12 protein-coding genes are annotated in these 19,170 nt (G+C 58.0%); 9 read left to right on the forward strand and 3 right to left on the reverse strand.

Translation table 11 applies throughout. The features are described from left to right. Positions 1-25 precede the first annotated feature (25 nt). Entirely contained in the window at positions 26-2,941 is a 2,916-nt protein-coding gene (locus NTD86_RS20980) for a Tc toxin subunit A (RefSeq protein ID WP_262205156.1), read from the reverse strand. Positions 2,942-3,289: 348 nt separating this feature from the next. Between NTD86_RS20980 and NTD86_RS20985 the strand changes: the two genes are divergently transcribed. Both NTD86_RS20985 and mtlD read left to right on the forward strand, forming a co-directional pair. Further along, positions 3,290-4,255, forward strand: coding sequence for an alpha/beta fold hydrolase (locus NTD86_RS20985; protein ID WP_262205219.1), 966 nt, complete (start codon positions 3,290-3,292; stop codon positions 4,253-4,255). 588 nt (positions 4,256-4,843) lie between these two features. Then, complete coding sequence (gene mtlD / locus NTD86_RS20990; RefSeq protein WP_262205157.1) at positions 4,844-6,961, forward strand: bifunctional mannitol-1-phosphate dehydrogenase/phosphatase; 2,118 nt, start codon at positions 4,844-4,846, stop codon at positions 6,959-6,961. Between the two features lie 45 nt (positions 6,962-7,006). On the opposite strand, the gene NTD86_RS20995 is transcribed toward mtlD, so the two are convergent. Continuing rightward, positions 7,007-8,389, reverse strand: coding sequence for an ATP-binding protein (locus NTD86_RS20995; protein ID WP_262205159.1), 1,383 nt, complete (start codon positions 8,387-8,389; stop codon positions 7,007-7,009). Further along, positions 8,386-9,096: a response regulator gene (locus tag NTD86_RS21000; protein ID WP_262205161.1), complete on the reverse strand. Its 711-nt coding sequence runs from the start codon at positions 9,094-9,096 to the stop codon at positions 8,386-8,388. The genes NTD86_RS20995 and NTD86_RS21000 overlap by 4 nt, the downstream gene beginning before the upstream one ends. Positions 9,097-9,286: 190 nt before the next feature. Between NTD86_RS21000 and NTD86_RS21005 the strand changes: the two genes are divergently transcribed. The 7 genes from NTD86_RS21005 (at position 9,287) to NTD86_RS21035 (ending at position 19,141) form a co-directional block, all read left to right on the forward strand. Next, a complete protein-coding gene (locus NTD86_RS21005) occupies positions 9,287-11,665 on the forward strand; it encodes a TonB-dependent receptor (RefSeq protein WP_262205163.1) in 2,379 nt (792 codons plus the stop codon). 24 nt (positions 11,666-11,689) lie between these two features. Continuing rightward, positions 11,690-12,370, forward strand: a complete 681-nt coding sequence (locus NTD86_RS21010; RefSeq protein ID WP_262205165.1) for a Fe2+-dependent dioxygenase — start codon at positions 11,690-11,692, stop codon at positions 12,368-12,370. A gap of 71 nt (positions 12,371-12,441) precedes the next feature. Continuing rightward, entirely contained in the window at positions 12,442-13,512 is a 1,071-nt protein-coding gene (locus NTD86_RS21015; protein ID WP_262205220.1) for an ABC transporter substrate-binding protein, read from the forward strand. After that, positions 13,509-14,570 (forward strand): FecCD family ABC transporter permease, encoded by a 1,062-nt coding sequence (locus NTD86_RS21020; protein WP_262205167.1) that lies wholly within the window; start codon positions 13,509-13,511, stop codon positions 14,568-14,570. The genes NTD86_RS21015 and NTD86_RS21020 overlap by 4 nt, the downstream gene beginning before the upstream one ends. Next, on the forward strand, positions 14,567-15,343 hold the full coding sequence (locus NTD86_RS21025; protein WP_262205169.1) for an ABC transporter ATP-binding protein: 777 nt from the start codon (positions 14,567-14,569) through the stop codon (positions 15,341-15,343). Before NTD86_RS21020 ends, NTD86_RS21025 begins: the two co-directional genes overlap by 4 nt. Before the next feature lie 596 nt (positions 15,344-15,939). Then, the gene (locus NTD86_RS21030) at positions 15,940-18,144 is read left to right on the forward strand and encodes a hypothetical protein (protein ID WP_262205171.1); all 2,205 of its coding nucleotides are present in this window, start codon (positions 15,940-15,942) and stop codon (positions 18,142-18,144) included. Then, on the forward strand, positions 18,131-19,141 hold the full coding sequence (locus NTD86_RS21035; RefSeq protein WP_262205173.1) for an NAD(P)/FAD-dependent oxidoreductase: 1,011 nt from the start codon (positions 18,131-18,133) through the stop codon (positions 19,139-19,141). The genes NTD86_RS21030 and NTD86_RS21035 overlap by 14 nt, the downstream gene beginning before the upstream one ends. The last annotated feature ends 29 nt before the right edge of the window (positions 19,142-19,170 follow it).

The raw sequence follows: 19,170 nt of genomic DNA on the forward strand, positions 1-19,170 counted from the left end.
CTTGAGCGGTCTGGTAAGAAAAACGTTAGGGTCTTTGCGCCGCGATAACAGCCTTGCCAACCAGTTCCCAATCAGGACCGGCAATCTTTGAAGTTAAATGGGTAGCCTTTATCAGCACTCTGCTAGAGAGCCCGGTGACCTTGGCGGTGTCATGGCCGCGCATCAGCCACTCCAGTTCTTGCATCGAACGCACTCGTTTGGTCTGCAAACGATCGACCAGGCCCTCAACTTCAGAAACGTCCCAATTGAGGATGGCGCCCAGTAATGTGTTGCAACGCAAAGCCAGATTACGTTCATCGCCAACTTCCACAGCAGATGGGTTTGAGATCTCGAAGTAATTCAACAACACGTCTTGGCTCACACCGTAGGTGCTGATGCAGTGGTTGAATTGCTGGAACAGATACAGGGTATTTAGCGTTAGTTTGAGTTGAGAGTCTGGGAGGGCCCGGCTGTCCAGCCAGTGCGGATGCAGCAGAAACTTGTGCAATACCTCTCTAGTCAGCGGCAACTGCAAGGATTTATCGGCATCGGGGAGCATGAGCAGCATGTATTTGAGCTCTTCAAATGCTGTTGTGTGATCTACAGACTGGGCGAGTTGGTTGGCGACGTGCATGAACCGGTGTTTTTGCAAATGATCCATGTCCCAAACGTGAGAGCTATCGCAGAACAAGCGTTTTATATGCTCTCTGACAGGCTTTAAATCTTCGTATGCCCCATGAAGAATGGATCTGACTTTATCAAGGGCTTCTCTCTTTAGTCGTCGGTCGTTGCTGGAAGCATCCTGTTGCGGGACTTGTTCAGAAATGACTTCTGAGAGGATCTTTCTAAGAGCATCAAGGCCCAGTTGCTGCTTGGGCTTCGACAGGGCCTTCATCAATGCAATCGCAATCCAACGGCGCCAAGGGGTTGACCCGGATGCCTCATTGGACGCTAGCTCGGGCAGGCTCAATTCATCAATGCTTGACTGGGGAATAAATCGATTGTGAAAGTCGTCATATAACGCTTTGAGCTGTTTCAATTGTTCAGTGACAACCGCACTCTGAGGGCTATTGCCTATCATCAATTGATGGCGCAGTTGCTGCACACTGCAGTTGTTGCTCTTGAGCCAATTGACCGCCCATTCCATTTGCATGAGGGCATCTAGAAAGTCTGCCGGTGAGTTCTGATTGGATGAAGAACGCAAGCAGGGCTTGACCCATTGCTCTGAGGTATTCGCGGCACTCAACAAGTCGGCCAGTTGCGCGCATTCCGTGATCGTAAGCCCGAACAGGCTGGCAATTCGCGCTTGTCGATAAAAGGCGGAAAGTGTCCGCAGGTCTTTGTTCAGGTACTTGTTGATATCACGTGTACGTTCAGCCACATACCCGAGCGACTCGGCAGTATTGCCAAGCCCGAGGGCAGCACAAATCTGATACAGGGCGCTCTGCGTCGCGATGTCAGTCGCGTACGGATTCAGGGGGGTGTCATCCAGTTGCAGAGATTGCCCGTTCAAGTGGCCGCTGTTGAAGATGCGGTCAAACAGTGAGTCGCTGTTGCCCACTGCATGGACCGGTATTTGGTACAACAAGGCCGACAACTCATCTGCTTGAAGCCCATAGCGACGGTTCAAATAGCGGTAAACGCCGAGCACGCGCAGGGTGTTGTCATTAATTTCAAAGGGGGTTTCAGTATTCGCTTCGCACTGCCTGGCACTGAACATCAAGGTATCCAGTTGTGCAAAAGGCACGTTCACCCAGCGCTGCAACCGAATCATGCGTTGCAGACGATCAAATCGCTCTGCTGAGGTATTCAGCAACTCAACCTGACCGCTGCCATGGGCTTTGAGGTCCAGTCGCTGAGTGGAGCCGCCTTCAAGGCCATTGATGTAACACACGCCACTGAGGTGGGTCTGGTGAGCGTCGATAAGAGCAGGTTGTACATTTTTTGAGGGGCGGGCCTGATATGTGCCCCGTGCCAGCAGTTCATCCACCTGTGTTGAAGTCAGCCCGGTTTGCCGCATGAAATGATCAAGCTTTTTGAGGGCCGTTTCATTGCTGCCATAGTGCTCCGTGAAAGGCGATTTACTGTCAGTCCATAGCGGCTCGGTTAACAGAACTTGCTGTTCCGGACTCAAGCCTGAAAGCAACTGTTGAGCGACGGAGGCCTGTTGATCGATCACACCATAATTGTTGGTCGCTGTGTGACCGAGCGGTAACGTCAGGCTCAAGCGATAATTGAGCTCGCCCAGCGCGGGTTTGTTTCCAGTCAAGCCCAGCAGAGCCTGCTGGTGGGCGAGGTCAAAGGGTAACTCGAAGGGGTAACGAGTTTTCTCCAGGGCATCATTCACCGATTTGAACTTGTACTTATCGGGGTGTCTGTTCAGGTGGATGCCCAGGTGCCCTGACAGGACTTCATTGACGATGGTCAACAGCGGCAGTTTCCTGTTGAGGCTCTGATCGTCTATTTGCATGTCTTTGAGTGTGGGACGGCGTGTCGCGAGGGTGATGCGCTTGCCGGTGCCTTTGCCTGTGGTTTCGACCTGTTGTGCAAACAAGTACAAAGCCCGCAAGTACGCAGCCGGAGAGTCGAGGGCGGCGATTGAAGACGCATCGCAGTACGCACTCCAGTCTTCGCCGAACAAGGCCGAATACGTCGGACCTGCCGGCGTTTCTCGGCTCAGGTTGCGTTTGCTCCGGCTCATCTCAGCACTGGGGGAGACCTCGTGTCTGTGCTGAAATTCCAGTTGGGCTGCGTAGCCGCAGGCGTTGTCGTAGGCCTGTCCGGCATCGTCATCGCAGTGCCGAGCGACCTGCTCGATAAAATCGGTTCTGGATAAGCGAATGATGTCGAAAACCGAGTGAAGGTTGAGCAGTGCCAGGGTCTTCTTGAAGTCGTGCCGGTTTTCGGCGGGGGGCTTCGGTGAGTCGATCAATGAATGCAACAGCGGGGGTAGATCGGGCATAGCGGGGCGTCTCCTAGTGCCAAATGGACAATCCTTATGGACGCTTTGAAGCTAACAAGGCGCGCCGGTGTAAAAAGCCGGACCGGGCCGTTTGCGTTCTAGGAGATATCGTTACTTGTGACAGACAAAAGCGTTTACGGCGCCCGACACACAGCCCCGAATCGACTGATGTTCACGCCATTAACCATGGGTTAATCGAATGATGTGACGCTGCGCAACCGTTGAAGATGGCTCGGTGCCTCATTCGGTCGCTAGGCCAGCGTATAGATCCAACCCTTCGAGGAACTGTTCATGTCATTTATCAAACGCTCGTCCGCGTGCCTGTTCGTGGCCTGCGCGTTGCCGTTAATGGCCAACGCAGCGGCCGAACCGTCCACGCCCAGCTACGGCGAAGAGCTGCAAGGGTTTGAGTACCCGTATCCGCTGCATCATTTCCGCTTCCAGTCCCAGGGCCAGGCCTTGCAGATGGGGTATATGGACGTAGCGCCGACCGGCACTGCCAATGGTCAAACAGCCGTACTGCTGCATGGCAAGAACTTCTGCGCAGCAACCTGGGGTGACAGCATCAAGGCGCTGAGCGATGCGGGTTATCGAGTGGTGGCGCCAGACCAGATCGGCTTTTGCACCTCCAGCAAACCGGCGAATTATCAGTACAGCTTTCAACAGTTATCCGCCAACACCCATGCCTTACTGACCAGCCTTGGCATTGATAAAGCCGACATCATCGGCCACTCAACGGGCGGGATGCTCGCCACGCGTTATGCGCTGATGTATGCGCCGCAGACCGAGAAGCTGGTGCTGGTCAACCCGATCGGCCTGGAGGACTGGAAGGCTTTGGGGGTGCCGTGGCGCAGTGTTGACGAATGGTATGAGCGCGAGTTGAAACTGGACGCCAAAGGCATCCGCAACTACGAACAAAGCACCTACTACTCGGGTCAATGGAAGCCTGAATACGACCGTTGGGTCGACATGCTCGCCGGTCTTAACAAAGGGCCGGGGCACCAGCGGGTCGCATGGAACTCGGCCTTGATCTACGACATGATTTTCACCCAGCCGGTGTTCTACGAATTGCCCAACCTCAAAGTCCCGACCATGTTGATGATCGGTGATGCCGACACCACCGCCATTGGCAGCGATATTGCCCCGCCCGAGGTCAAGGCCAGGATCGGCCATTACAGCGTGTTGGGCAAACAGGCGGCCAAACTGATCCCGGGTGCGCAACTGGTGGAGTTCCCGGGCATGGGGCATGCACCGCAAATGGAAGACCCGGCAGGGTTCAACCGGGTGTTGATCGAGCGGCTGGGTAGTCTGTAGACGCCATCACGGGCTGCGATCTGGTGAGGTTGAAATCTTTTAAGGGCGGGCGTTGTGCGCTTATAAGATCGACAGATCGCAGCCACGATGCTTCGGCAGATCCTGGGGTTTTGCGACTGTTGGGCTACAGTCAATCCTTGATTTAGAGCGCCTATCTACGTTATAGCTAAAAAGGCATTCATTAGTTTTACAGGAAATGACAAACCCATATGGACGGAAGCACACGTATCCATCGCCAGTTCGGCTCACATTTCGCCTCCCTGATAGCGCAATGTGGGCCTCACCTCAAAGCGTGTATGTCTCGCCTCCTGGCAAACCTCGCATTACCCCACCTCAAACCCTGTTTTTCAGGTAGCAGCGCCAACTGGCGCCACTGTTACATCCCTCCGCCTGATTTTTTCTGATCGTTCGCCCAACCGGGGCTTGCGCCGTATGTTTTCAACGGCGTGTGCTGCTGTCCGGCTTTTTATCTGAACCTTTCAATGTTGGCTTGCTGCGTCTGTCAGTCGTCAGTTTCAGGCCATAACACGTGCTTTGCTGATCCTTGATGGACGGCGGGGCGCTCGCAGTACAAGGAGCAACACTCCCATGATCTATTTCCAGGGCAAAAGAATCTTCAGCGCTATCTTCGACATGGACGGCACGATGTTCGACACCGAACGTCTGCGTTTCAAAACCCTCAAGCAAGCGGCCAGTGAGATTTTCGGCACGCCGTTGAGTGAAGCAACGCTGATTGGCTCTTTAGGCTTGAGCGCGAAAAAAGCCGAAGCGCTGGCCAAGGCCAATCATGGCGAAGATTTCCCTTATGCCCAAGTCCGTCAACGCGCAGATGAGCTGGAGCTGGCTTACGTGCGTGACCATGGCGTGCCGATCAAGGACGGCCTGCTTGAAGTCCTCGAACGTTTGCGCAAGTACGGCTTGACCATGGCCGTTGCGACCTCCAGCCGCCGCGCGATTGCCGAGGAGTACCTGATCAACGCCAACGTGCTGAAGTACTTCGATGTGACCGTGTGCGGCGATGAGGTGAGCCAAGGCAAGCCCCATCCCGAAATTTTCCTGGCGGCGGCCAGTGCGTTGAACTGCCTGCCGCAACATTGCCTGATGCTCGAAGACTCGGAAAACGGTTTGCTTTCGGCCATCCGTGCCGAGGGCCAGCCGATTCTTATCGAAGACATCAAGCCACCTGCACCCGAAGTCAAGGCGGGTGCCTTGATGGCTTACCAGAGCATGCATGGGTTTCTCGGTGACTTGAATGACTGCATGCCCGACCTCGGGACCCCGGAACTGACCGAGGGTTTCCCGCAAGCCCTCAATCAGTTCAGTGTGGGTATCCATGGTTTTGGTGCCATGGGCGGCGGTTACCTGACACAGATTTTCTCCCATTGGGATGGTTACACCCGCCCGTGTGAAATCATTGCCGCGACCCGCTCGCGGATGTTGCGCGAAACCATTCAGGCGTTTGGCCGTTTCAGCGTGCGCTATGGTGCTACCTCGTTCGATCAGACCATCGACAACCTCACCATGATCGACATGGATGACGCCGAGGCGGTGATCCGCATGTACGACAAGGCGGAAATCATCGGGCTGAGCCTGCCCGAAACGGCCATACGCAACCAGGCCCAGGTGATTGCCCAGGGGCTGGTCCGTCGCTATGAGCGGCGTGGGCGCGAACTGACAATCCTGACGGTGCTGAATAAAGTCGGCGGGGCCGAGTTTGTCCGCCGTCATGTGCAAGCGCAATTGGCCATGCTGGTTGCGGCGCCGGTTGCAGAAAAAATTCTCGATAACACACACTTTGCCGAAACCGTAGTCAGCCGCATTGTCTCGAAAATCTCCAACGAGGCTTTGGTGCGGCAGTTGCGCATCAAGTCGAAGATTTTCCAGAACAGCCTGGATGAGCAGCCGCCAGTACGCAAAGCTGCATCGAAGTCGCCAGCGCCGGAATATGAGCGTCTGATCGCGCGCTTTCGTCCATTCACTCAGCCCAGCAATGCGCTGAGCCAACTGCACTTGATCCTGTTCAACAGCGAGTCAGACATGCCGCTGTATGCCGAGCGTTGCAGCAATCTGCTGGAGCGCCTGCGCCAAGTCAAAACGGTGGATGACATCACTCAGACCCAGGTCATGAAGAACTTGCTGTGGAATGGTCCGCACGCAATCATCGCCTGGTACGCCAGCGTGTTGGGGTATTCATGGATCGGGCAGGGCATGGGCGATGCGCGAGTCAGCGCCCTGGCAGAGCGCTTGATTTACCAGGAGGTGGGTCCGGCGTTGGTGGCTGAATACCCAAAGATGGCCGATCCAGTGGCTGATTTTTCGAAGACATTTCTGGAGCGCTGCAAGACCTCGTTCAAGGACCCGTGCGCTCGCGTTGGACGCGACCCGCTGCGTAAACTGCAGCGCAACGAACGGATCTTGCGCAGCATAGACTTGGCCAAAAAACATGGCATTGATAGCAGCGCCCTCGAGTTTGGCAGTGCGTTGGCGCTGCATTGCGCGTTGCAGTGCACCGACAGCAAAGACCAGGAAAGCCAGTTGATTCGCAGCTTATATCAAGCATCGGGAAGTATTGAGGCCGTGCTGTCGTACACCGGCCCATACAACGGGCGAGCTTATCCGGGTCTGGACCCGATGGCTGACGCCGCGCTGATCAAGGCCATCAGCGAGCAGTTTGCGCGGCTGCACGAGCAATTGCCCGCAGCTTGAGAGCTAAACTGTCGTCAATTCGCTCCTCAGCGGCTACCTGACGTATTACGCGCTCCTTAACGTCAGCACGGCATCCAGCCCGCCCTGCGGCCGGTTGTGCAGCACCAGGGTACCGCCATGGGCCGTTGCCACGGTCTGGGCGATGCTCAAGCCCAGGCCGTAACCGCCGGTGCCGGTGTTGCGCGAGGTTTCCAGTCGGTAAAACGGCTCCAGCACCTGGGTCAGTTGCTCGGGTGCAATACCGGGGCCGCTGTCTCTGACAGTGATCACCAGGTGTTCAGGCTGTTCATCAACGATGACCTGTACATCACGGGCGTAACGCACGGCATTTTCCACCAGGTTTTGCACGCACCGCTTGAGGCTGCGTGCATAGCCTGACACGGGGTGTTTGGCGCGACCTGCCAGGGTGATGTGTTCACCCATGTCCTGCAGGTCGGCCTGCAAGCTTTGCAGCAGCGCGTTGATATCGATGTTCTGTCGTGCCTCGTTGATCTCACCACTGCTGACAAATTCCAGGGTGGTCGACACCAACCCCTCCATGTCGGTCAGGTCCTTGCGAAAGCGCTGCTTCTGTTCCTCGTCATCAAGCATTTCTGTGCGCAGGCGCAGACGGGTGATGGGCGAGCGCAGGTCATGGGACACCGCCGCCAGAAACCGCGTGCGTTCGGCCAGACTATGCAGCAGGCGTTGTTGCATCAAGTTGAAGGCCTCGGCGGCACGGCGAACCTCCACTGGCCCCTTGACCTCCAGCGGCTGGCGACGAATATCGTTGCCCAACGCCTGGGCGGCCTGAGCCAGTTCATTTAACGGCCGAATGGCCAGGCGCACGGCGAACAAGGCAATGATCACCAGCACAATGATGCGCACCAGATAGATCCGCCAAAAGTAGTCAAGCATCACATCGGCCGGAGACAGGCTGGTCCAGCCCTGGTCTTCGCGGGCTTGTACCTGCAACCAGCGGCCATCGGCCAAGCGCAGTTCAAGAGTGTATTGGCCGGTCACCGGGCTGGAGCCAAACAAGGTGTCGATACCGGCTTTTTCGCCTTTCTGGTCGAGCAGGGTGAGGTTGAGCAGGCGCAAGGGCGTTTGAGTCCCGGTTTTTTCATCGATCAAGTGTTTCAGCAGGTCTTCTGTGGCCTGATCCTGCGCCGAGAGCCGGGCGGGCGCCGAGAGGGGGGCGTCGAGTTCGGTCAGTTGGAAGGTGTCAGTATTCAAGCTCTGGAGCAGCAGGGCGGCATTGTCCGGGCTGGACTTGGATACCCGCACGATGTCCGCCAGGCGGCTGGCAATCAGTCGGGTGGGGATCTCCAGTACCTGGCTGTGACGCACGTCGTACCAGATGCTGCTGGTCGCCACCTGGGCGCCGAGCATGCCGATCACCAGAATGATCACCAGCCGTCCGAAGAGCGTGCGCGGTATCAGCTTCATGATGCGTGGGTCACCTTGATCGAGGTCAGCATATAGCCTTCGTTACGCACGGTCTTGATCAGCTCGGGCGTCAATTGCTGGCGCAAGCGGCTGACGCACACATCAATCGAACGGTCGAACGGCGTGCTGTCTTTGTCAAACACGTGGTTAAGCAGGAAGTCCCGGCTCAGCGGGCGATTGGGGTGCTGCAACAACAGGCGCAGCACGCGATAGTCGGAGTTGCCCAGGCTGATCACCACACCCTCGGGGGACAGCACCTGGCGGGCGCGGGTATCGAGGCGCCAGCCGTCGAAGTTCACATAAGGCACTTCGTCGACCCGTGCACGCTCGGGAAAGCTCTGCGCCCGGCGCAACACCACCTTGATCCGCACCAGCAGTTCGCGCGGATCGAAAGGCTTGGGCAGGTAATCGTCCGCGCCAATCTCAAGGCCGACGATGCGGTCGATCAAACCGCCACGTGCCGTGAGCATGATCACCGGGATATTGGAAGTCACCCGCAGCGTGCGGCACAGGCTCAAACCGTCTTCGCCCGGCAACATGACATCAAGGACGATCAGGTCAATGACGTTCATTTCCAGGCGCCGGTGCATCTCTTTGCCGTCAGAGGCGGTCGAGGTCTGGTAACCGGCATCGCGCAGGTACTGCGCCAGCAACTGACGGATTTCGGGGTCGTCATCGACGATTAATATGTGATCTTGCTTGGACATGTGAACTCGAATGGGCCTGGGAAAGGGTGTGCAATAGCGGATTTTGCACGGGCAAGGCCGGCGAAATGTAATGAAATGTTGTGGCTGCGAATCTTCATGCATCACCAATACAAAGTCGGACAATTGCCGGCAAAGGCGCTCTTTAGAATGGCGAATCTAAATGCGAGTCATTGTAATTAAGGAAGGTCCGATGCCATCGTCACCCGATGCGGCAGTTGTTCGCAATACCCCGTATGCCTTGAACGGAACACTGGCCCCCGTTATCGGCGTGATAGCGCTCGGTGTCTTCAGCGCGGGTGCCCGTGCCGCGGAGCAAGCCGACGCAGCATTGACCTTGCCGGCCTTGAGTGTTCAGGGTAGCTATGATTCGCCGTTCAAGGTGGACGAAGTGTCATCGCGCAAAGTCATGACGCCGCTGCTGGATGCCCCGCAAAGCATCACCATCGTGCCCCAGCAAGTGCTCAAGGAGCAGAATGCGCAGAGCCTGCAAGACATTCTGCGCAACGTGCCCGGCATTACCTTTATGTCAGGGGAGGGCAATCTGGGCTGGGGCGACCTGTTTTCGATTCGCGGGTTCTCCTCTGAACAAAGCCTGACCGTCGATGGCGTTCGCGATGCGGGCATGTCGAGCCGCAATGACACCTTCAACCTGCAACAGGCAGAAGTATTCAAAGGCACCGGGGCAATTGAGTCGGGCATTTCAGCCGTCGGCGGCAGCGTCAACCTGGTGAGTAAAGAAGCCCATCTGGGCGATGCCAACCGGGTTTCTGCCGGAGTCGGTACCGATGGTTACCGCCGCGTGACCGCCGATATCAACCAGGAGCTGACCGACACCAGCGCCGTGCGCATCAACCTGATGAAGCATGAAAACCAGGTGGCAGACCGCGACGACGTGGATTACGACCGCTGGGGCATTGCCACCTCGTTGGCTGCGGGCTTGTCGACGCCCACCCGTGCCTACCTGGACTTCTTCTATCAGAAGGACGACAACACCCCTGACGGTGGCCTGCCGATTCTGCGCGGCACCGATGGCAAGCGCATGCCGGGCGTGAAACGCAATAATTGGTATGGGGACTCCAGCCTGTACACCCAGCAGACCGAGACGACCTCCCTGACCGGGCGCCTGGAGCATGATTTTGACAACGGGGCTTTGCTGACCAACCAACTGCGCTGGCAGCGCACCGATAACTTCGCGGTCTTGTCGCCCGCGCGGTTTTTCTCCGCCAACCCGGACGGTTCAAAAACCTGCACCGGCAACCGCTGCGCCACGCTGGGCTATGTCGGTGTAGGCCCCGTGTCGACGGTCAACGGGGTCAACGTATATACCGGTTACAACAACGACGGCAGCACGGCCAACGGCGTGTTGCGCGGCAGTGACTTCGGCTTGTCCAAGCGCTACAGCATCATCGACAACCAGACCGACCTCAGCTTTGCCTTTGATACCGGCTCTATCAGTCATAAAGCGGTTGCCGGGCTGGATATCTATCGTGAAACCTACGGCGGCTTGCACCGCAACGCTGAGGTTCCGGCACCCAACATGACCTTTGATATGGGCGACCCCCAGCACGACTTTGACGCGGTCTACACCACCAAAGGTTATGGCGAACCGAGCTCAAGCATCAACAACGCCGGGCTGTACGCCGGTGACACGCTGACTCTCAATCAGTGGTGGCAAGTCATGGGCTCGCTGCGATATGACCACTGGACCGCCAAGACAACACAGAGCGGCCAGTCAGATGTCAATGACACATCCGGCGCCTGGAGTGGTCGTGCCGGCGTGGTGTTCAAACCGCAGCCAAATGGCACGATCTACGCGTCCTACAGTGAGTCGGCGCAACCATCGGCGATTGGCGCCTCGACCAATAACCAGATCTATGGCGGGGCCAGTACCAGCAATTACAAACCGGCCACCTCCAAAACCTACGAAATCGGCACCAAGTGGGATCTGCTGGACAAAGGCATCAGCGTGACCGCGGCGATCTTCCGCACTGAACTGGAAAACTCCTGGGAATACACCGAAGGCGAAGACACGCCGGTGCGTGCGCTGCCGGCCAAGCGGGTGGATGGTGTTGAGCTGGGCCTGCAAGGCAACATCACCGATCGCTGGACTGCCTACAGTGGTTTTTCGGCCCTTAAAAGCGATCAAACCAAGGGCATCAATAAAGGCGAGGAAGCCAAGAACGTTCCTGACCTGACCGCCAACCTTTGGACCACCTACGCGTTCACCGACGACCTGAGCTTGAGCTACGGTGCCAACTACGTTGGGCGTCGGCGTTACACGGACAACAAATACGTGGGCGGCCTGAACAACAACAGCAGCAACGCCGATGGCCCGTCTGGCGTGCTGCCGATCTACACCCGCGACAACGAAAAAGCGCCGGGTTACTGGGTGCATTACGTGGCCGCACAATACAAGGTCAACCGCCAGACTACGGTTAACCTCAACGTCGACAACCTGTTCAATACGTTCTACTTCAGCCGCATCGGCGCCTCGCTGGATGGGTTCCAGTTGTACGGCGTGCCGGGTGCCGGGCGCACGCTGACGGCCAGCATCGACTATGACTTTTAAGCCGGACTGGCTCGGGGGCCGCGCATGCTGATCGAGATTGCCAGCGTCTTCAGCCCCGCCGAAGTCAATGAGATGCGCACACGGCTGCTGGCCGAGCCGTGGGTGGATGGCAAAGTCACGGCCGGGCAGCGCTCGGCCCGTGACAAATTCAATCGGCAGTTGGATGAGGACTCGGGCCTGGGGCTTGAACTGGGCCAGCGCATTCTCACGCGGCTGTCCGACAACGCACTGTTTATGTCGGCGGCGCTGCCCAAGCGAATCTATCCGCCGTTGTTCAATCGTTACAGCGGCGGCGAAGCGTTCGGCTTTCACATCGACAACGCCATTCGCGGCATCAAGGGTATTCGCGAGCGGGTGCGTACCGACCTGTCCGCCACCTTGTTCCTGGCCGACCCCGACACCTACGACGGCGGTGAGCTGGTGATTCGCGACACCTTCGGCGAGCGCAGCGTCAAGTTACCGGCCGGCCATCTGGTGCTGTACCCCGGCACCAGCGTGCACAAGGTCAACCCGGTGACGCGTGGCGAACGTGTGGCGGCTTTTTTCTGGATCGAAAGTCTGGTCCGCGAAGACAGCCAGCGCAGCCTGTTACTGGATATGGACGTGGCCATTCAGCGCTTGAACGCGCAACAGGCCGATGACGAGTCGCTGCTGCAACTCAGCGGCGTGTACCACAACCTCTTGCGCCGCTGGAGCGACGTATGAGCCCTTCATCTATTGGGAGATTAATCGTGTCCAAATCGTTTTCACGTGTGTGGTCATTGCTGGTTGTTTTAATGGTTGGCAGTTTCGGCATGGCCTCGCCGGTCTGGGCCAAAGACGTCACCGACGTGCTCGGGCGCGTGGTCGATGTACCGGACAACGTGCAGCGGGTGGTGCTGGGCGAGGGGCGGTTGATCTCGACGTTTGCCATTCTCGACCGTGACCAACCGTTCAAACGCATCGTTGGCTGGCAAAACGACCTGCGCAAACTCGACCCCAACACCTATGCCGCTTACGTGGCGAAGTTTCCTGAGGTCAAGAACATCCCGCTGATCGGTCAGGCCTCGGAGCAGAGCGTCAGCGCTGAGGAAATCCTGTCACTCAAGCCGGACCTGGCGGTGTTCAGTATTTCCGGGCATGGCCCGACCGAGCACAGCCCGGTGGCCGATATCCTGGAAAAAGCCGGGATCCCGGTGTTGTTCGTCGACTTTCGGGTCAACCCGGTACAGGGCACCCATGACAGCATGATCGCGCTGGGCAAGGCACTGGGGCGCGAAGAGCAAGCCCGTGCCTACCTCGATTTCTACCAGCAGCACATTGACCACATCACCGATACCCTGGGCAAGATCGACGACAGCAAACGCCCGAGTGTGTTTCTGGAATTGCTGGCCGGTGTCTGGGCCAACCCGGGTCATACCACCGGTAAAGGCGGCATGGGTGGACTGATCAAAATGGTGGGCGGGCGCAACATTGCCGAAGGCGTGGTACCCGGTGCATTGGGCGACATCAGTGTTGAATATGCGCTCAAGGCTGACCCGGATATTTACATCCTGACCGGCAACCACAAGCCCGGCGTGCTGATGGGCGCAGGGATTGATCAGGCGAGCGCTCAGGCGTCGCTCAAGCAAGTACTGGCCCGCCCGGAATTTGCCCAATTGCGGGCGATTCATGAAGGCAACGTGCACGGTTTGTGGCATGACTTCTACAACTCGCCGTATAACATTCTGGCGATAGAGGCCATGGCCAAGTGGATTAACCCGCAGAAGCTTGCGGCCCTTGATCCGCAGCACACGCTGCAGGAAATCAACCAGCAATTCCTTGGCATGCCGTTACAAGGCAGCTACTGGATCAGTGAGCAGAAATGACAACGCCTCTGAATCCCGCCGTGGTTGCCGCCAGTCAAGGTTACCGACGCCTGCTGGCGCGGCGTGCCGGTTTGTTGGTGGGGATCGGCATTGCGCTGGTCGCAGCCGTCTTGCTTGATCTGTCTACCGGCTCTTCAGGGATGAGTCTTGGTGCCTTGATCGATGGCTTGCTGCACCCGCAGACCTTGTCCGTGACTGACCGAGTCATCATCTGGAACGTGCGCTTGCCCTACGCGCTGATGGCGGTTCTGGTCGGTGCGGCGCTGTCACTGGCCGGCGCCGAAATGCAGGCCATCCTCAACAACCCGCTGGCCAGTCCGTTTACCCTTGGCGTGTCCTCGGCGGCTGCACTGGGCGCCTCGCTGATTATTGTGTTCCCGGTCAGTAGCGCATTGTTGAGCCGCGACTCGATCGTGGCGCTGTCCGCGTTCGTGTTTGCCTGTGGGTCGATGTTCTTGTTGCATGGCATGTCGCGATTACGTGGGGCAGGGGTCGAAACCCTGGTGCTGTTCGGCATTGCGCTGGTATTCAGTTGCAACGCACTAGTGGCGCTGTTGCAGTTGATGGCCACCGAAGACGTGCTGCAACAACTGGTGTTCTGGAGCCTGGGCAGTGTGGCGCGGGCCAACTGGGACAAACTGAGCATTCTGGCTGTGGTGCTGGCGGTGATCGTGCCGTTTTCATTGCAAGCATCTTCGCGCATGACATTGCTGCGCATGGGCGAGGATCGCGCACAAAGCTTTGGCGTCGACGTACGGCGGCTGCGGTTTTTCTCGCTGCTGCGCATCAGTTTGCTATCGGCGACCGCGGTGGCCTTTGTCGGCACCATTGGCTTTATCGGTCTGGTGGGCCCGCACATTGCGCGCATCCTGATCGGTGAGGACCAGCGTTTTCTGTTCCCGGCCAGCGCACTGGTGGGCGCGTTATTGCTGTCACTGTCCTCGGTGGTCAGCAAAATCATCATGCCCGGGGTGATTGTGCCGGTCGGTATCGTCACGGCATTGGTGGGGGTGCCGATTTTTGTGATGCTGGTGTTCAAGCGAGGCAGGCAGCTATGAGTGCACAAGGATTGGTGGTCAACCACGCCCAAGTTACCTACGGCCGTCGCGTAGTGATCAGTGATGCATCGTTGCCCGAGTTGCAACCCGGCACCTTGACGGCCTTGATCGGACCTAACGGTGCCGGCAAATCCACACTGCTGCGGGGCTTGGCGGGGCTTGAGCGCCTCAAGGGTTCGGTCAGCCTGCAGGCCCGGCAACTGGCAACCATGACCGTCTCCGAGCGGGCTCGTCTCATCACTTACATGCCACAACACTTGCCGCCGGGGCTGGGCCTTAGCGTGATTGAAAGCGTCATGGCGGCCTTGCGCGTAGGCGGTAGCGGTGGCGATTACCTTGAGCAGGCATATGCGGCCCTGGAGCGCATCGGCATCCAGCACCTGGCCGACCGCATGCTCAACGCACTGTCGGGCGGGCAGCGGCAACTGGTCAGCCTGGCGCAACTGATCGCCCGTCGGCCCAGCGTCATGCTGCTGGATGAGCCCACCAGCGCATTGGACCTGAGCTACCAATTACGGGTCATGGAGTGTGTGCGTGACATGGTGCGCCAGCATCAGTTGATCGCTGTCATCGTCATGCATGACATCAGCCTGGCAGCGCGTTATGCCGACCATATTGCGGTGCTGCGTGAGGGCCAGGTCATGGGCTTTGGTGCCGCACAAGACGTGCTGACGCCGCAACTGTTTGCCGACGTCTACGGTGTCAAGGCGCGGGTTGAGCGCTGTTCGCAACAGACCTTGCAGGTGCTGGTGGATTGCGCGCTGGGGGCGTAGGCGCGAGCGTGTCTCGCGATCTTTTGATCCTCGAGGCTGGTTTCTCAGAAGGAAAGCGAGGCTATTTTAAACTCAGGCCTCGCGATCTGGTTGTGCGTGGTAATGCCGGCGGCCATCTGCAGGTGCAACAACCTTGCTGATGCGGCAACACAACCGCCTGCTACCTTTAGTATTAGACAGCTTCATTTATCCAAATCCTGTTTGATACTCCAGGTGCCTTTATGCCCACCTCCCTGCATCAGCACACGCCTTCGCTAACGGTCATTGACCCGCGGGAGCTGGGACGGGTGCGATACCCATCGGCGCTATAGCTACGATCAACTCATGCGCCTCGAGAGTGTTTTCGAGCATGAGCCGCCACTGTGTGTGGAGCGTTTCACTTATGCGGGCTGCAATGGGGAGGATGCCCATCACAACCGCAATTCACACCGTCCTTGTCTTAGGGGCTAGAGCCTTGCTATCCAGCATGGCGAGCCCCTTTGAACACGACGACAGTACCTGATAAATCTATCAGCTATACACGTCAGTAGAACGGGCAGATGCTATGAGCCGATAACCGATTATCACGAGCCAGGCTCATACCTGAGGATCGCACGATGGCTTTGATCCGTGACGTACAACTGGCCTGCGCACGCTTGGCGCCGCACGGCTGGGCTTCACTGCTGTTGCAGCATGGCCTGGACATTACAGCGGCCGATTTGCAGCAAGAGCTGACCAAGCCATTGTCTGTTGATCGCTCACTCAAGGGCTTTGAAGACTTCTCGCCCGCAGGCTGGCGTGGTATTGAAGCCGGCAGGCCTGCACAAAGCCTGCTATATCACGCGTTTGCTTCGCCTAATGTCCTGAGCGCTGCCGATGCAAGCCCGCTCACTGCTTTCCCGTCTGCGCTGGAAATCGAGCAGGTGCTGAATTTTGTTTACGGTATCAACCCGCCCAGCCTGGAGACGCTGCGGGCGTACGCGGGGGCAGCGCCCTTGGCGATAGTGGTGTTTGCTTATGAGTACCGGCCGCGCCCCGAAACCGTGCATAAAGCCCAGGCCGACTTGTGTTTCTCGCGGACCGGCGTAGCCCGGGTAGGTACCGCGCCGGCCTTGTATGACCCCGCACGGCGCGGGTTCCTGCCGTTTGTCGAGGCCGATGCGCAGCAGATGCGGGTTATTCCGGCCCGTTATGGCGCGTACATCGCCATGCAAAAAGCCGGTGATAGCGACAGCTTTGGCCCCATGAGTTTTCAATCGCCCACTGATGCCGGTTTGAATTTTTGGGTGCCGATACACAAGTTATTCGGGGGGGGCGAATGCCTGCAGGGCCTGGACTTGTCCGTGCAACTGCAGAACTACCAGATCAACGAGAAGATCGGCCAAGTGCACAGGATGCACAAGAACACAGGATGGCAAGAACCCGACATTCTGAATTATCCATTTGTCATCACCGAGGGCCTTTGTGATTGGGCTGACCCCGAAGGCTTTGGTATGGGGCTGCTGGTCCCGGAGGCCAAGGAGCGGTTGGTTGAGAAGGCCTATTATCAGGGGCAGCTCTTGTCATTCATCATGCCACCAGGCACCGGTGGGCTCGTGCATGGCCGAAGTAGTGTCCGTGACGACGGCGAGATCGAAGACCTGAATAACGTCGAAGGTGTGGATGCGCTCGTCAAGGCGGGCGGTTATCGCGCGTTGCACTATCAGGATGCAATGGCTGACGGTTGGGTGCTGGCGAGTTGCCCTGAGTTGGCGGCTTGCGGTCTGGACAAGGACAGCATCGCGGCCTATTCAATTATTGGTGCTCCCGACTTCTTCCCGCTGTGTGGGCAGCGCGAACTGAAAGCGTGGTCAAGTGATCCGGATGTTTTCCCTTGTTCGACGCCGCCGTGCCCCGAGGTTTGGCATACACGTGTCAATCCATTGTCGGACGTTCGCTTCCAGATCAACCCGACGCTGGAAGGCAATTATTTCGCTGATGACGATATTACCGCTACGGCGATTGTCTCCATGGCGTTTGAACCATCAGCGCCTGATCCGGTGTGGAACGACTCTGAAATAGCCTTGGCGCAACGCCAGTCCTGTTTGCCCGACTTCGCCAGTGGCGTCTTCGGCCCGGGCTGGGAAGTGGGTAGGGGCACGGTCGATAAACCTTTTGCCAACGTGCTCAATGGTTACATGCTGGCCAGCCCGTTTACTGAAGATGCGCGCATTTGCGCGGCGTTGGGTTCCTTTTGGCCTGGCGTGGCCCCGGACTCAACTCGAACATTTGAACCCCGCGGCTTAGCGTCTTCGGTTATTCCTTTGACAGATGCCGAGATTGGTTTAACCGACGCCCCTTCATGGGACGGCCTTAAAGGCCCGGTCTTGGTCGATCTGGAGGGGCGTCAGGTGGTTCAGTACCAGGCTTACGAATACAGCGACTACACATTGGCAGCTTTGGATGGGAAGCTGTCATTGGCTGTCACGGGGCACATCACGACTGAGCAGTACCACGAGCGTGTCCTGGCCATGCACCGCGCCTATAGAGCGGTTGGAGCCGTCGAAAAACCGGGTAAAAGGCTGTGGTCAGTATTGTCTTTTACATTCGTGCAGCAGCCGGACGAGGCTCTGGACGCTGCCCAGCTCGAAGCAGGGCACAGCCTGGAGGGCCAAGTGATGTACTTATGCCTTTACCAGCACGGTGCAATCAGAACGCCAGCGGGCGAGTTCAAGCGTCGTCATGTGGACATTGAGTCACGCGTGCACATGTATGTCAGCCAGGGCGCCTTGCTAGTGAAGCAAGACGATACGCCGTGGTGTTTACAAGATGAATCACTATGACGTGATTGTGGTCGGGGCAGGGCCTGCGGGTTGTGCCACAGCTATCGCATGCGCAAAACGGGGCATGCAGGTGGCACTGCTGGAGCGCGAAACATTTGCGCGCCACCGGCCCGGCGAAACCTTGCACCCGGCCATTGAACCGCTACTCGGCCAATTGGGGATACACAGCGAATTCGTTTGTCTGCGCCATCTTGGGCATTGGGTGCAGTGGGACGGCGCGGCGCGCTTTGTCGAGTTTGGTGGTGATGGGGCTGGCCCCTGGCGAGGCTTTCAGATTGAGCGGGCCGTCCTGGATGCGCAACTCCTGGACAGGGCCGGAGCGTTGGGTGTGCAGATCATTCAGCCGTGCGCCAGTCCGACAATTATTCAAGCGGGCAACCGGGTCGCTGGGGTCACCTTGGGGGCAGAGCGATGTTTGGCTGCCTGTGTGGTCGATGCTTCTGGAGGGCACGGATGGCTCAGGCGACAATTACCGATCCAGTGGCAGGCCTTTTCACCGCGGCTGATTGCCCGTTATGGCTACTGCCAGGGCGAGTTCGAGCCCGGCTATGACACGCCACGGCTCAACGCGGTCAAGGACGGTTGGCAATGGATCGCCCGCGTCGACACTCATCTGCTGCACTGGACAACCCTTAATTTTGACTCAAGCAGCGCGCCAACCGGCGCGCCCGATACGCTCAAGCATTTGACGCCTGTCGGCCCGATACGTGGCGCAGACGTATCCTGGCGCCTGTCCGATGCGCCAATGGGGCCCGGTTACATTCAAGTCGGGGATGCCGCGGCGATCCTGGACCCTGCATCGTCCCACGGCGTGCTCAAAGCGCTGATGTCCGGGATGCAAGCGGCCCAGGCGATTGCCGACTGCCACGTCTGGCCTGGGGGCGAGCACGTCGTGCACCAGCATTTCAACACCTGGCTGCACAATCAGTTCCAGGCTGATGTCGATGCCTTGCGCCAGTTCTATCGTGCCCATCCTTGGCCACCCAGCTGGGCCTGAAAAAATAATCTGCAAGAAAATCCGGTCTC

Origin of the sequence: Pseudomonas sp. 7P_10.2_Bac1 (genome assembly GCF_025465935.1) — a bacterium.
Lineage (GTDB): Bacteria > Pseudomonadota > Gammaproteobacteria > Pseudomonadales > Pseudomonadaceae > Aquipseudomonas.

Excerpts from the sequence above, each read along its gene's own strand:
- NTD86_RS21010 (WP_262205165.1), top strand. The coding sequence starts at position 11,690 with ATGCTGATCGAGATTGCCAGCGTCTTCAGCCCCGCCGAAGTCAATGAG.
- NTD86_RS20995 (WP_262205159.1), bottom strand. The coding sequence starts at position 8,389 with ATGAAGCTGATACCGCGCACGCTCTTCGGACGGCTGGTGATCATTCTG.
- NTD86_RS21020 (WP_262205167.1), top strand. The coding sequence starts at position 13,509 with ATGACAACGCCTCTGAATCCCGCCGTGGTTGCCGCCAGTCAAGGTTAC.
- NTD86_RS21030 (WP_262205171.1), top strand. The coding sequence starts at position 15,940 with ATGGCTTTGATCCGTGACGTACAACTGGCCTGCGCACGCTTGGCGCCG.
- NTD86_RS21015 (WP_262205220.1), top strand. The coding sequence starts at position 12,442 with ATGGTTGGCAGTTTCGGCATGGCCTCGCCGGTCTGGGCCAAAGACGTC.
- NTD86_RS21035 (WP_262205173.1), top strand. The coding sequence starts at position 18,131 with ATGAATCACTATGACGTGATTGTGGTCGGGGCAGGGCCTGCGGGTTGT.
- mtlD (WP_262205157.1), top strand. The coding sequence starts at position 4,844 with ATGATCTATTTCCAGGGCAAAAGAATCTTCAGCGCTATCTTCGACATG.
- NTD86_RS21025 (WP_262205169.1), top strand. The coding sequence starts at position 14,567 with ATGAGTGCACAAGGATTGGTGGTCAACCACGCCCAAGTTACCTACGGC.
- NTD86_RS21000 (WP_262205161.1), bottom strand. The coding sequence starts at position 9,096 with ATGTCCAAGCAAGATCACATATTAATCGTCGATGACGACCCCGAAATC.
- NTD86_RS20980 (WP_262205156.1), bottom strand. The coding sequence starts at position 2,941 with ATGCCCGATCTACCCCCGCTGTTGCATTCATTGATCGACTCACCGAAG.
- NTD86_RS20985 (WP_262205219.1), top strand. The coding sequence starts at position 3,290 with ATGGCCAACGCAGCGGCCGAACCGTCCACGCCCAGCTACGGCGAAGAG.
- NTD86_RS21005 (WP_262205163.1), top strand. The coding sequence starts at position 9,287 with ATGCCATCGTCACCCGATGCGGCAGTTGTTCGCAATACCCCGTATGCC.